11 protein-coding genes are annotated in these 13787 nt (G+C 39.3%); 1 reads left to right on the top strand and 10 read right to left on the bottom strand.

From position 1 onward, the window contains the following. Positions 1-24: 24 nt before the first annotated feature. From DTQ70_RS18830 to DTQ70_RS18865, 9 genes are all read right to left on the bottom strand, one after another. Positions 25-2331: a peptidase domain-containing ABC transporter gene (locus DTQ70_RS18830; RefSeq protein WP_122932238.1), complete on the bottom strand. Its 2307-nt coding sequence runs from the start codon at positions 2329-2331 to the stop codon at positions 25-27. 32 nt (positions 2332-2363) lie between these two features. Continuing rightward, positions 2364-2774 (bottom strand): adenylyltransferase/cytidyltransferase family protein, encoded by a 411-nt coding sequence (locus tag DTQ70_RS18835; protein ID WP_122932239.1) that lies wholly within the window; start codon positions 2772-2774, stop codon positions 2364-2366. Between the two features lie 51 nt (positions 2775-2825). Next, entirely contained in the window at positions 2826-3536 is a 711-nt protein-coding gene (locus DTQ70_RS18840) for a LicD family protein (protein ID WP_164490107.1), read from the bottom strand. A 549-nt stretch (positions 3537-4085) separates the two neighbouring features. Then, positions 4086-4247: a hypothetical protein gene (locus tag DTQ70_RS30795; RefSeq protein WP_164490108.1), complete on the bottom strand. Its 162-nt coding sequence runs from the start codon at positions 4245-4247 to the stop codon at positions 4086-4088. Between the two features lie 640 nt (positions 4248-4887). Next, a complete protein-coding gene (locus DTQ70_RS31335; protein ID WP_122932241.1) occupies positions 4888-5193 on the bottom strand; it encodes a cysteine peptidase family C39 domain-containing protein in 306 nt (101 codons plus the stop codon). 72 nt (positions 5194-5265) lie between these two features. Continuing rightward, positions 5266-6579, bottom strand: coding sequence for a TlpA disulfide reductase family protein (locus DTQ70_RS18850; RefSeq protein WP_122932242.1), 1314 nt, complete (start codon positions 6577-6579; stop codon positions 5266-5268). Between the two features lie 200 nt (positions 6580-6779). Further along, positions 6780-7019: a hypothetical protein gene (locus tag DTQ70_RS18855; RefSeq protein WP_206019538.1), complete on the bottom strand. Its 240-nt coding sequence runs from the start codon at positions 7017-7019 to the stop codon at positions 6780-6782. A gap of 569 nt (positions 7020-7588) precedes the next feature. Continuing rightward, positions 7589-8884 (bottom strand): nucleotide disphospho-sugar-binding domain-containing protein, encoded by a 1296-nt coding sequence (locus tag DTQ70_RS18860; RefSeq protein ID WP_122932244.1) that lies wholly within the window; start codon positions 8882-8884, stop codon positions 7589-7591. 29 nt (positions 8885-8913) lie between these two features. After that, a complete protein-coding gene (locus DTQ70_RS18865; protein ID WP_122932245.1) occupies positions 8914-10599 on the bottom strand; it encodes a vitamin K epoxide reductase family protein in 1686 nt (561 codons plus the stop codon). A 346-nt stretch (positions 10600-10945) separates the two neighbouring features. On the opposite strand from DTQ70_RS18865, the gene DTQ70_RS18870 reads away from it, so the two are divergent. Continuing rightward, a complete protein-coding gene (locus DTQ70_RS18870) occupies positions 10946-11275 on the top strand; it encodes a helix-turn-helix domain-containing protein (RefSeq protein ID WP_122932246.1) in 330 nt (109 codons plus the stop codon). Positions 11276-11351: 76 nt separating this feature from the next. On the opposite strand, the gene DTQ70_RS18875 is transcribed toward DTQ70_RS18870, so the two are convergent. After that, positions 11352-13736: a carboxypeptidase regulatory-like domain-containing protein gene (locus DTQ70_RS18875; RefSeq protein ID WP_122932247.1), complete on the bottom strand. Its 2385-nt coding sequence runs from the start codon at positions 13734-13736 to the stop codon at positions 11352-11354. Positions 13737-13787: the final 51 nt, after the last annotated feature.

The following is a 13787-nucleotide window of genomic DNA, read 5'->3' on the forward strand; positions in this document are numbered from 1 at the left end:
TCCAGTCCCTCCCTATCTGATGGCTCATAACTCCAACTGATTTTTCACCAATTGATAATAATCACCTTGCCTGCGTGTTAATTCGGCGTGAGTCCCTATTTCGGTGATTTCCCCTTTGTCCAGTACGACGATTTGGTCCGCATTTCTGACCGTACTTAGTCGATGCGCTACCACAACAACCGTTCGCCCTTTAAAGAACTCGCTCAGGTTTTCTACAATAATGGCTTCATTGTGCGCATCCAAAGCGTTGGTGGCTTCATCAAAGAAAATGTATTGCGGGTCTTTGTAAACGGCTCGGGCAATGAGTAACCGTTGTTTTTGCCCTTGGCTCACACCAGTTCCCTCGGCTCCGATTTTAGTATGAAAACCCAGCGGCAAAGAGTCTATAAATTCCAAAATATTAGCTACTTCGGCTGCATGATAGAGTTTTTGGCGGTCAATGATTTCTACACCCACGGCAATGTTACGAGCGATGGTGTCTGAGAATATAAATCCATCCTGCATCACTACACCGCATTGTTTACGCCAATGTTTGTGACTGATATTGTTTAATGCAACGCCTCCCACCCTGATTTGTCCTTTCGTAGGTTCATAAAACCGAAGCAATAATTTCAACAAGGTTGTTTTCCCGCTGCCGCTCATCCCTACAATGGCAGTGGTTTTTCCTTCGGGGATAATCAGGTTGATGTCTCGCAGTACAGGTTCATTCCCCGCTCCTCGGTAGGTGAATGACACATTACGAAAGAACAGCCCCCTAACCCCCAATGGGGGAATAACTGTTCCCCCATTGGGGGTTAGGGGGTCCTCTTCATCCTTCAATTCATAGATTTCGTTCAATCGCTCCAAACTGATTTTGGCATCTTGCCCCGACTGTACGAGGCCGATAAGTTGTTGAAGCGGTGCGTTGACTTGGCCAATTATGTATTGGACAGCCAACATTCCCCCCAATGTAAGCTGACCGTTGATAACCGCTTGTGCCGACAAAAACGTGATAAAAATACTTTTGCCTTCATTGATAAGCAGTGCACCTGCTTGCTGCCACTGCGAAACCGCCAACCCTTTCATCCCGAGTTTGAACGACTGCGTTTGTAACTGTTCCCATTGCCAACGCATGGGTGTCTCCGCACCTGCCAAGCGGATTTCGTGCATTCCTTGAATCAGCTGTACCAATGTACTATTACTTTGAGCCGATACCCCAAAACGCTGATAATCCAATTTTCGACGAACCTTCAAAAACAACACTACCCAGCCTGCGTATAGCAATGCAGCGAACATCAAAACCCCAAAAATGGTGAGATTATAAAAGGCCAATACCGACCCAAACACCAATAAATTGAACAGAGAAAAGAGCGTATTGAGGGCTTGACCTGTTAAAAACTGCTCAATGCGCTGATGATCGCCGATGCGCTGCATGATGTCGCCAAACTGCTTGGTATCGAAGAAAGACAGCGGCAAACGGGTGAGTTTGATGAGAAAATCGGAGAGCAGCGACAGATTGAGCCGCGTGCTGAGGTGCATCAGCAACCAAGAACGTATAAACTCTACCGTTGTACGCCCCACGGTTAAGGCCAACTGCGCCAACAAAACCAACAGTACAAAGGAAGGATTACGCGTTTGTACGCCTACATCCACCACCGACTGCGTGAGAAAAGGAAAAATAAGCTGTAACAAGCTCGCCACCAACAGCCCTATAGCTAATTGCCCAATTAAACGACGATGCTCAAGAAGATAATCCCAAATACGGCCAGCCCCCAAAGCAGCCCCTCGCGGCGTACCGTCCTTACCCCCAATGGGGGAATTATTTTTCCCTTTATCCTCACTATATTCCATTCCCCCATTGGGGGCAAGGGGGCTTGGCTCTAACAACAACGCCACGCCCATCTTTTGGCCATTGACAATGGTGGTAGCCCAGTGTTTTTCAAACTCTTCGCGGGTGTAGGTGATGAGGCCACGGGCAGGGTCAGCGACTTGAACCCCACCACCCGACCTCCTCCCCAGTAGGGAGGAGGAGAAAAAAGCCCTCCCAACAGGGGAGGGTTGGGGTGGGGTTATTACCACAAAATGATTCTGAGACCAGTGTACAATGCACGGAAGAGGGGCTTCTTGGAGGAGTTTATCTAACGAGACTTTGACAGCGATGGTGCGAAAACCGATACTCTCCGCCGCCTCCGCAATACCGAGTAGATTGACCCCATCTTTGCCGATTTGCGTAAGTTCCCGTAACTCCTGCGCCGAATAGCTTCGCCCGTAGTACTTAGCTACCATGCGCAAGCAGGTAGGGCCGCAATCCATGGCGTCGTGTTGGCGGTAGAGGGGAAATTTTCTGGACATAGAACACCTATTTATCGAGGATACTTATGGCATTATTGTGCCTCAAATCGCGACTCAATACCACGTATTAATTGCGTTGATGAAATACCCTGAGTATAAGGTAGGTATTTCAGAATTCCTCTTTCTATCGCAATTTTATAATGAAAAAGTGTTTGATCATCGTTAAAATCATCTCCATGAACCACCAAATCTATTTGATATTCATCTATCATTTCACGAGTAACCATCCCTACTCCTTCAATGACCCTCTCCACATATCTACATGCCCTTACTACCTCATACCTAGTTTGTTGAGGAATGTATGGTCTTCTTTTGTAGGATGCGACGAAGTCATCATCATGAATACCTACAATTACTTTTCCATAAGAGGCTGCTCTTTTTAATAAATTAATATGGCCTTCATGAAACAAATCGAAGGCGCCATCTACATATATAAATCCCATGGTATATAAAGAGTTTTTAGTAAAAAATGAACTTAGTGTTTGGCTTATCAATTAAATATATTTCACAAATTTACCATTTGCATCCACCTTTATGCCCACTTTTAGAGGCTTGAAACTAGGCCGTTCCAATCGGTGCGACCAAGGGAATACTTGGATTTCTTTTCGCCAATTTTTATAATGCCTGTCCAAACATAGAAGTGAATTGTGAGGGATACCAAACTTGGCTCCTTCAAAAACCACTTCTTTTGTTGGATAGTAATCAGGAACTGGGTGTCGTACTTCTCCAGAAAAATTTATCCACTTTTCGTTATCAATTGTATAAAGCCATATATCTACAAAGGGAAATGTATGCAAATGCCCTCCTATAGGTTCCCCCTGCTTTGTCCAAAATTTAAGGTACTTTATACCCGTGTTAGCATAGAAAAATTCATCAAATAATAGGGAACCTTCTTGCTCTACAGCCTTAAGAAAGTTAGGAACGTCAGCACTATGAATAGCTAAATCAGCATCATCGTCCCAAGGCATTATCCCATTATGTCTGATATATCCCAGAAGGCTTCCATAACTTAACTCTAATTTAATATTGGCTTGTAATCCAACAGTAGAAAGGGTTAATAATATTTTTTGTACTCTATTTTTAGTAATTTCTGTCCATGAATTACAAGAATCAACTTCTTGAATCAATCTTTTTCTATTAGCATCGTAAATACTCTCTTTTACTAATTGATTGGATTTAGATAAAAATTTACTAAAAAATGTCAAAATTGTATATTTGCACATCGATATTTTAAGAATTTATGGTTATCTATCGTACTTTGTGAAATCACACAGAAACAGCTAAAACTCTCAATCTAATGCTTTTAAAATTAGGCATATTAAAAGCAAGATCCCCAACACTACGCATAAGTTATTAAGTCTCGCCATGATATCAACAGAAAAATTATTGAGTACATAGTTAACTACATATTGTTTTGTTTTAGCGAACACTTTGAAAGCTATCAAAGGCTATAATACTCATTTCTAATAAGTCTTGAGTTCGCTTCTCAGTGGCTAAAAATGTTTGCATCACACACAAGTTATTATTCAATATATGATGAAAATTTTTCTATCCTAATAGATTTCGATTCCATTATCACTCCAAATAAGTGAGTATGTTTGAAGGCTAAAGCCAATTCATTTAACCCTGAATCAGAAAACGTATGATACTTTTTATAAATTATCAATTTTAGTTTTTAAAGTGAGTATTTTCTTAGGATTATATAGGCACCCCAATAATCATAAGTTACATTGGCAATTTGGGCAAAAATTCAACTAATATCTTTTACTATTAAGAAGCAAATCCACAATGATACCTCTGTCTAAGTCGGTCAAGATGAGTAAAAAGTCTTTTTTACCCTTGCGATGACTGTGTTCATCTATGCCTAAGAGTCGAGGTTGGGCATATCGTGCAGGCAAATCAATGTTTTTTTGCATTGTGTCAACACTGCGCGTTTTACCGTCTTGGGGCTTACATCCACGATAGCAGCTACTTTTGTATAACTTTGTTTGCGTGCCAAACAAAACATATAGTTGCTCTAATGATTAGTAAATTCTTTGTCCAAATCAGCGCAATGTAAACTTTCACTATAGTAACGATGACAATTAACACAATAAAACTGTCTCATTTTTACCAATAAATGTACGTGGCGAACACCCATATTAAACTCTGTAAGAGTACGTTCATAATATTGATATGAGTAGAATCTTGACCACAAACAGGGTAGGGTGAACTAGAAGTATTCACTTCACGAGATACAGGGATTAATTTATCCCCAATAGTTACATCAGTTATTGTGACTGATGACAAATTGAGTAATTGCTCCTACATTTCAACTTTGTCCATCTACAACTTTACCGTTTTTATCCTACTATCACAAAAAACTGTCAGGTAACCTTTTTTCTTTTATCCCCCATCAGAGTTTATTAGGAGTCCTAGTTCTAACAACAACACGCCTATTTTTTAACCATTGACAATGGCATTAACCCATTGTTTTTCAAACTCGTCACAAGTATATACCATGAGGGTCAGCGACAGAAAGTCTTACCTTGAGAGACTCCGACCACAATGTTTTTTTTACGAAATAAGCCCCCGTCTAGACGAGTGGTACGCCAATGCGACGCAGCGCGGGCAATGAGACTGTATTATAAAATGATTCTGAGACCAGAGTACAATGCACGGAAGAGAAGCTTCTTGAAGAAGTTTATCCAACGAAACTTTAACAGCTATATTGCAAAAGTCAATACTTTTGGCCGCCTCCGAAATTCCTAACAAATTGACTCCATATTTTACCGATTTGGGTACGTTCCCGTAACTCTGCGCCGAGTAGTGCTGCCCGTAATATTTGACGACCACCCGTAAGCAAGTATGGCCACAATCCATGGCATCATGTTGACGATACAGGGAGCTTCATTGGGAAGTCATTTATTAGATAATTTTTTAATTAACGTACTTTCAATTCATTATTTTTTCTATCTCCTTTAGTTGCTGCTCGCCACACCCACGAGAAAGAATTTTACCAGATTTATCTAATAGTATAAACGTAGGGAAACACCCCACACTCAGCTTCTCTACTAATTTTTCTGGATTCTTTTCATCATTTTTTTCAAATTTATGAACCCAATTCATTTCTTTTTCTTCAATAAATTTCTTGACTTTTTCAATATCTTTATCATGTGCTATACTGATTAATTCAATTTTGTCTTTGTATTTTTGGTAAAACGTTTTAAGTTTTGGTAGTCCAATTATACAAGGGCCGCACCAGGTCCCCCAAAAGTCTAACAATGTGTATTTATTTTTTCGTTTATTAATATCATACAATTGAATATTTATATCGTAAAATGGAGGTAAAATAATTTGATAACCCGTTCTATATCCTACTTCTACCGTTGAATCACTCCAAATACGCAATTTTAATGTATCTCCAAATTCAGAAGCTGAAATTATTTTTATTTTTGTATTCTTTTCAAAAACAAATGAATCCCCAATCTTAGGCACTGGCTGAATAGAAATATTCTTATAGTCAGAAGAATCGCTAAAAATTACATTTTCATTGGAATAATCACCTCCTTTAAAAAAAGTAAAAGGCAAAGTAACAGTATAATATTTTTCTCCTATATTTATTTTAGAAGTTTTTCTGTCGACAATAGTAAAAAAAACTGTAAGTAGCTCTTTTATTGAATCTCTAATTTGGTAAGATTTATCAAATGGCCTAATTTTTATATTTGATTCTCTGTTGAAAATATTTTTACCATGATAGTATTCATACTTCGCTTTAAATGTCTTTAATGTATCCCAGTTTAATATTTCTTTTTTTTTATTAATGTCAAAAATTTGAAGTTCATCATCTGCAAAATCTAAATTATTATTACAATCACAAACAACAAATTTTTCCTTTCCTTTTATGCCAGAAAATATATAAATACTTTGATTTACATATTTATCTGTCAATTTACTTTCGTCTATTTTATATACTTTTTTTAAAGCAATATAAGTAGAAGAATCTATGTCTTTATTTATAATACGAGAATATAAACTCTGCTTTAATTGCATATCAATAACAGACACTGCAAACGTATCCAAGTCATTTAATATCCCCTTGAATTTTTTAAAAATATCTCTATTCGTTATTAGCCGAGCAGGAGAAGTAAACTTATTCCGATACAAATCACTTTTTGTAACCATTGCAAGAGTAACAGTATCTGCTTTTTGAGCAAAAATTTTTGTGCTTAAAATTAAAAGCAAAGTAATTATAAATATTTTTTTCATTTTTGGTTTACAATTTTTAACTAAGAAATTATTTCAAATTTATTTTTTCAAAATACTATAAATCAATAATTTACAATCAAATAATAACTTGATTTATAAATATTGATTATCTTTGTTTTAGTAATATTAGCAGCTTGGAATCATAATAGAGCCTAGTTTTTATAGGAGATATACCATTTAATGCATATCTCCTATTCTATTTACGCATCACAACCTTTCTCATAGAGTCCACTGTCTCCACACCCACACCCGATATTATCATCAGCAAAACACCGTACACCCGATTCACATGAGCAGTCAACTTGTAGTCCAGTAGAACTAAGAGGACACGATGCAAAACATGTATTTGCTGCACCATATCCACCTTTTATACTTTTCATCTGCATTTTATTCAATTCATTTTCAACAAATTGAATAAGGATTTGTTTTAGATTTTTCATAATTTTATTATGTTGGTATGCAAAATTTTGTTTCTGTATCTGATTGACATCCACCTCCCAGATCTTCAAAGGTATAACAGCTTGTTCCACTACAACTTACAGATGGTAAAAGGCCACAATCATTTGTACAACCTGCAGCTTCATACCCTCCTTTAATACCCTTCATTTGTATTTTCGACAGAATACCGTCAGCTAGACTAATTAGTATTTTTTTCATTTTGATTTGTCCTACGGAAACGCCGCATCGTTTTGAAAATTAAACAATTATTTTGTTTACTTGGCCAAGTCACTTTCAGTATCAATAAGCTATACGTACATAACGATTAAAACCACCTAAGTTATACTTTCAGCTAAATAGACAATCCATTTTCCTTCGAGTTGTTACTGATAATTCAAACTCTTCCGATGGATTTCAATCACAAATGGTTATTGTACTTGGTATAGTTTGATTTCGTAATGATTCTACTATTTTATCTATATTTTTTGTACTCTTCCAATTAAAAAGTACAATTTTAATGTCGTTTTTCTCATTTTTCTATTTTGACAACTAAATTACAACTTACTTATCCCTATTTATTTGTCACAGCATCACTTATAAAATAAGCCTTTATTTGTGAAATTTTGGTACGATAAGCAGAATTGTTGAGAAGATTTTCAATTTTAGCTTTGAGTACTTGAGGAGTTTCATTCCTTAGATTGCCCTTGAGTCCCAAGCCATGATAGACTACCCGTGCCGCATTGCCAGGCTGGTCTATTTTTAGATTGAGTGGATAAACCAACATTGGAACTTCGGCAAGAACACACTCTTTAATACTGTTAAGTCCACCATGCGTTATCATCAAATCACAATGGGGCAATAGCTCCTTTTGAGGTACCCATTCATAAACGCGTAAAGTAGAGTTACTGGCTTTTAATTTTTGTCCCAACGTACCTGCCGATATGATTAAAAATACATCAGGAAGATTTTTGTGCACCTCTATTACTTTCCTTAAAAAAACAATTGCGGCCTGAAAATCAATGGTTTCAAGCGTACCCAACGAGCAAAATACAATACGGTAATTTTGTTTGATGGCTTTTAATTCTTCCCAAAAGGGCCATGTACTTCTCTTATTTTCACCAATATTATACCATATATGTCGCTCTCGAGGCAATAGTTTTTTCCACGAATATTCTAATACATTTGGGCAAAGAATCTGCGTTGAGACTTCGTTCATACCCAAATAGGAAATATTGGCATAGTTGAATAACTTTTTAGGGTCAAGCTTATTTTGACGGGCGATACGTTCCAAAAAATACGCATCATCCTTACCCAAATAAGCAACTTTAGTAAATAGCCCTTTTGTTCTCTTCGCTGCTTGATATCTCCACCAAAGTAGATTTGCCCAACAACGATATAATAAAGAATCCTTAAAAACAGTGTCACAAGTCATGGGCGGAATACCATCGTATTGGCGTACCGAAAGCTTTGTTTGTACCAACTCAACAGAAATACCAAAGCGTTTCAAGAATACATAATAATAACCCAAGTGTGATTCAATATAAATACAATGAGGCCGTTGTTGTTTAACAATATCCTCAATTGCATGTACTTCTTCCAAGAATGAACGATAGCGTTTTTTAACAAAAAGAGGATTTAGCCAACTACTCAACAGCACTGCTAACCACACTTTGAGGCTTTTAATATAACTTTCTTTTACATACCTCAAAGGTAGTGTTTCGTAACCCAAACCTTGAGCATAAACTTGTAGGTTGGGGGTAACCGTAACTAGAGTACGATAGCCCTCTTGCTCCAAATACTGCCTCAGTCCATTACAGGCATTGTAATGGCTCGAATAAGGTAGGATTATAAAAAGAGCCGTTTTCATTTTTGTTCGTTTTTTGTTAAACGATTCATTTATGTTGATTCGGCCAAATCCGTAGTAAAGTATTGCATAAGATGTGACGCTCCTGTAAGTCCATATAATTCAGGGAGTCTTTTCCCATTCATAAAGAACGTCGGTGTTCCTTCAATATTAGCCACTTTTGCCCACTTGCAGTGAGCTTCTATTATACTGTCGGGCACAATAGACACATCGGCAAGATACTGTGCCGCCCATGCGTCGTAGCTTTTTGTAGTTTGGGCGTACCAAGCCGTCATAGCAGCCCCCAAACCCTGCGAGGATACGCCTCCAATGGGTGTTTCAATACCATTTATAGCTCCTATTTCGGCAATAAATAGGCTTGTCATATGTTTAGCTACTTTTGTCTTACGGCCATCGGGGTCGTGACATACAGCAAAGATAATTTGGGCTTTGAGGTTTGGATTTTCGGCCAATACCTCCTCCAATTGTGCATGAGCATTGGCACACGGTCCACAATAAGGGTTGGTCACCATCGTAATGGTATGCTCCGCTGCGGGGTTTCCCAAAACAATCGGCTGTAAATCGGCAGGTATGGGTGGCATTTGTTTTTGCTGCTTGAGCAATGCTTCAAACAACACAGGGTTGTTTTTAAACTTCCGTAATTCTCGCTGCCATCCGTCAGCTTGTTTTGATTTCAACAGCAATGGTTTGATAATAGGCCAGAGGAGGATAGGAAGCAGAAAAGAAATCCACAGTCGATAGTCCATAGTCGGCAGTAGCTGTAGGGTGTTTTCTTCCATCATCTCCCAACTTCCAACGGCTACTTCAGCCCAAATCATCACCTGCACCGCCACACACAACGGACACCACTGCTTGGCCACTCGCCACTGGTACCAGATAGACCAAAAAGTGTAAGGTAAAGCCAAGAATGACAAAATGTCGAGGGTAGATTGCAAAATGTCGAATTGGGTTTCTTTATGCCCCATTACTAACGTTATCCATCCTCCCATAAAGTAAAAAAAGCCTATTTCGCTCCAACCTAACCATGAGGTAATTTTGGCAGCAGGGGAAGTCAGAATATGGTTACAGTCGGTTTTTTGGTTGATTCGACAAAGAGAATCGGTAAAGTCGTTGGTTTTTCCGTACTGTACTGATAAGAGCAAGGCAGTCAATATCACCCCAGTGGCTTTCAAGCCCAATAATACCCCTGTAGATACATCAGGACTTTGGAACATTCCTAACGCTGTCAGCATTATAAAACCTACCAACACTAATGGCCAGCGGAGGCTTTCGAGTTGTTCTTTTTGGCGTTTTTTGGCATAATCGTTTTCACCTGAGGCTTCGTTGGGCTCGGCAATGAACACCACACCCGACCATTTTTTGAGAAACTCTTCGCGGGATTCAGTAAAGCGTTTGCCTTTTTCGTTACGGTAGATGAAGACATCAGCAGTAGCAGATTCTATTAGCACAAATGTGCCTCCATTGGTACGCAGGTGCGCTATATAAGGTACCTGCAACAATGCCAACTGTTCGGCATCAATGCGCAGGGCGGCATTTTCAATGTGATAACGATCGAGGGTATCGCCCAAACTCAACAAACTGGGATAATCGGGATGCTGTTCGAGCGCAGCACGCAAGCTAGTAAGTGTAAGGTTTGGGTGTAGGTTACGTAGATACCCCCAAGCTACTCCAAGTAAGTTTTCTCGATCGGTAAAAGAGTTTAGTCGTAGAGCCATCATAACGGAAATGATTTGATAGTACAAACATAACTAACCATCTCATACCTTCTTATCAGGATTTTTGATAAAATTATCAGTTATTCTGATAAAATAAAACTATTCTACCTTGGTAAAATTATATTTATAGCCATTTTGACGTATCTTTTCTTCACTTTGTATCGTTTTTTTTACCGTTTGATAAGTTTTTCAACTAAATATCTTATTTACGTTTTTTTTTAGTTTTATTTGTAATTACAACACTCTACCCTGCAAAAGTAAAATAATAGAACCCACTTATCTATCATAAGATAGCTGAGGAAGTATGGCTTTGGCAAAATCATTAGACCACATCTAATTTTTATACGGTATGAGCATTGGTGAAAAACTACGAAAACGACGTTATGATCTCGGAAAAACGCAAGAATGGGTTGCTTTTGAGTTGGGTAGTGCCATGAAAGTAAAAGTAAGCCAGCCAACCATCAACAATTGGGAAAACAACAAATCTCACCCCTCACTCTTTCAATTACAGGCATTGGCCACAACGCTTCGCACTAGCGTATCCTACTTCATTTCAGAAACAGAAACAGAAACAGAAAAATGGCGTAAGTTAGCTGAAGAATACGCCGAACGCTGCCGAATGCTTGAAAAAATGAATGTGATGTTACTAAAAGAAATTGAGCAGCTGCGCGGTGAATAATACCATCCACTAAAAAAAAGCAGAGGCTCTCTCGAACCTCTGCTTTTCTAATAACTCACCTTCAAAACATCTATTTCTATAAACTCAGGATTTTGATTTCAGTACGGCGGTTTTGTTGGTGCTCTTCTTCGGTACAACCAATGCCGTCTTTGCACTTGTTGACGAGTTTGCTTTCACCGTAACCCGCCGCAATAATCCGCTTTGAATTAACGCCTTGTTTTACAATGTAAGCCACCGCCGATTTTGCCCGCTGCGTTGAGAGCGTTTTGTTGTATTTGGCCGAGGCACGGCTGTCGGTATGTGACCCAAACTCAATCTTCATTTTCGGGTATTTTTTCATTAGGTCAACCAACTTATTAAGCTCTACCGTTGCGTCTGAACGAATATCCCATTTGTTGAGGTCATAGTAGATGTTATCAATTTTGATGACATCACCTTTTTCAAACATCGTAATGTTGGCCTCGGTCGTTTCGCCACCTTTGACTTTGCTACCCATCGTACCCAAGTTATCTTTCATAGCTTCAATCGAGTAATCACAACCAATAGGCACCTCAAATTTATAGCTTCCGTTTTCGTCCGTCACCGACTCTTGGGTCGAGCCGTCACATTCGTTGTGGAGCAATACTTTTACGCCAGGAATCGGTTTACGTTCTTTTTGCGTCGTTACCAACCCACGCAACGTAAAGGTCTTAGGCCCCGTATTTTTAGGCTTTGCTTTGTCGAGCGGGATTTCCAATTTTACCAGCTCCGAAATATCCAAGTCTTTGGTGGTAAAATTGCGGGTATTGTTCAAATAGCCTTCACTCGACGCTTTAAACACAAAATCAATGTCGCTATCCAAGCACAAACGAAGGTTTCCTTCGCTGTCGGTTGTCATGGTTTTTGACTCTGGCGCGCTTTCGTCTTTGCTAATGACTTCTACGTCCACGTTGGCCAAGGCGTTCTTGGTTTCGGCGTCAAATACGTTTACAATAATATCTTGACAAGGGTCTAGCGGCCCCGAACGCTCAAAACGATACAAATCGTCGTCGGCACCACCGTTGCGGCGGTTACTGCTGAAAAAGCCACTCTTACGCTCACCGTCAGTAATAAGTCCAAAATCGTCTTTGGTTGAGTTGATAGGCTCACCAAGGTTTTTTGGTTTTTTGGCCATTACGCCTTCGATAAGTTTGGCATAAAACATGTCCAGTCCACCAAGTCCTGCATGACCATCTGAGGAGAAATACAAGTTTCCTTGCTCATCGGCAAACGGGAACATTTCGTTGCCTTTGGTGTTTACGGCTGGGCCTAGATTGACGGGCACCGACCAATTGTTATTTTCGTACTTGCTGACGTAAATATCGGTTCCACCAAAACCACCTGGCATATCTGATACAAAATACAACAGCTTATCGTCCTTCGACAAAGCAGGATGCCCTACCGAATATTCGTCGCTGTTGAAGGGCAGTTCTTTGATTTTTCCCCAGTCGCTGCCTGTTTTATCGGCGATGTACAGTTTCAATTTATTCACACCATCTTTACTCGTTTTGTACTTGCCATCCAAGTAATTATTCCGAGTAAAGAGCATTTTGCTTCCATCTTTAAAGAAAGCCACGGGACCTTCGTGGTATTTTGAGTTGATGGCTTTCCCCATGTTTTGCGATTCAATTTTTGCATTTTGGAGGGGATCAGGTTTTCCATTACTCGTTACTTTGAAATTCCCTGGTGTATTCGAGTCGTTGGCTGTTCTTTCGGTATATTCATCCGCACCAAGCAAATACACGCCTTTTCCTTTGGCAGCTCTTGCGGTCGTTTCCGAACCACCCACACGGCTTGTTTTAGCGGAGTTGACCACCGACAAATCAGGAATTTCGTACAAATCCAAAAACGCGGTTTGGTTCCAACCGTACGTTCGTTTGATGTTTACACCTTCATTTCTTGAAGACACAAACACCAAGCCTTTTTTATAATAGGTAGGGCTAAATTCTGCTCTATTGGTATTTATATTATCGAGAGACTCAATCTTATAACTTGTTTTATTCTTTTTAAGCTTATTTACGTCGCCGTAAAGCTTCGTAAATTCTTTGCCACGGTTGTCGTCTTGTTGTGCTTGGCTGTAGCGCTCATACATGTCTTTTGCCTCATCATATTTGCCATTGCTTGCCAATGCCTGGGCGTAGTACAAATAGCTACTTGCTTGACTTTTAGGAATACTTTTTGTTTCTCCAAACAAAAGTCGATACACACGTTCGGCGTTTTGGGTATCTCTAATTTGGTGATAGCTATGCCCTAGTTTGACGAGTGTATTTACTTTGGTAGAGTCTTTTAGGTTGTCTTTTAATGACTGCTCATAAAGCTCGATAGCCTTTGAATAGGCCATCATTTCGTATTGGCGATTTGCGTGACTCAACGTCGTCTGGGCCTTCACTTCAACACATGCAAGCGCAACTACCAATAGAGTCGATAAGATAGACGTCTTCATAATTCCAAAATTTGGGTAAAGAAAAAGGTATATTCCCCTGTTGGCGTTGCA

The organism is Runella sp. SP2 (genome assembly GCF_003711225.1).
GTDB lineage: Bacteria > Bacteroidota > Bacteroidia > Cytophagales > Spirosomataceae > Runella.

Coding starts and splice junctions, on each gene's coding strand:
- DTQ70_RS18830 (WP_122932238.1), bottom strand. CDS start 2,331: ATGTCCAGAAAATTTCCCCTCTACCGCCAACACGACGCCATGGATTGC.
- DTQ70_RS18835 (WP_122932239.1), bottom strand. CDS start 2,774: ATGGGATTTATATATGTAGATGGCGCCTTCGATTTGTTTCATGAAGGC.
- DTQ70_RS30795 (WP_164490108.1), bottom strand. CDS start 4,247: ATGCAAAAAAACATTGATTTGCCTGCACGATATGCCCAACCTCGACTC.
- DTQ70_RS31335 (WP_122932241.1), bottom strand. CDS start 5,193: ATGGATTGTGGCCATACTTGCTTACGGGTGGTCGTCAAATATTACGGG.
- DTQ70_RS18850 (WP_122932242.1), bottom strand. CDS start 6,579: ATGAAAAAAATATTTATAATTACTTTGCTTTTAATTTTAAGCACAAAA.
- DTQ70_RS18855 (WP_206019538.1), bottom strand. CDS start 7,019: ATGAAAAATCTAAAACAAATCCTTATTCAATTTGTTGAAAATGAATTG.
- DTQ70_RS18860 (WP_122932244.1), bottom strand. CDS start 8,884: ATGAAAACGGCTCTTTTTATAATCCTACCTTATTCGAGCCATTACAAT.
- DTQ70_RS18865 (WP_122932245.1), bottom strand. CDS start 10,599: ATGATGGCTCTACGACTAAACTCTTTTACCGATCGAGAAAACTTACTT.
- DTQ70_RS18870 (WP_122932246.1), top strand. CDS start 10,946: ATGAGCATTGGTGAAAAACTACGAAAACGACGTTATGATCTCGGAAAA.
- DTQ70_RS18875 (WP_122932247.1), bottom strand. CDS start 13,736: ATGAAGACGTCTATCTTATCGACTCTATTGGTAGTTGCGCTTGCATGT.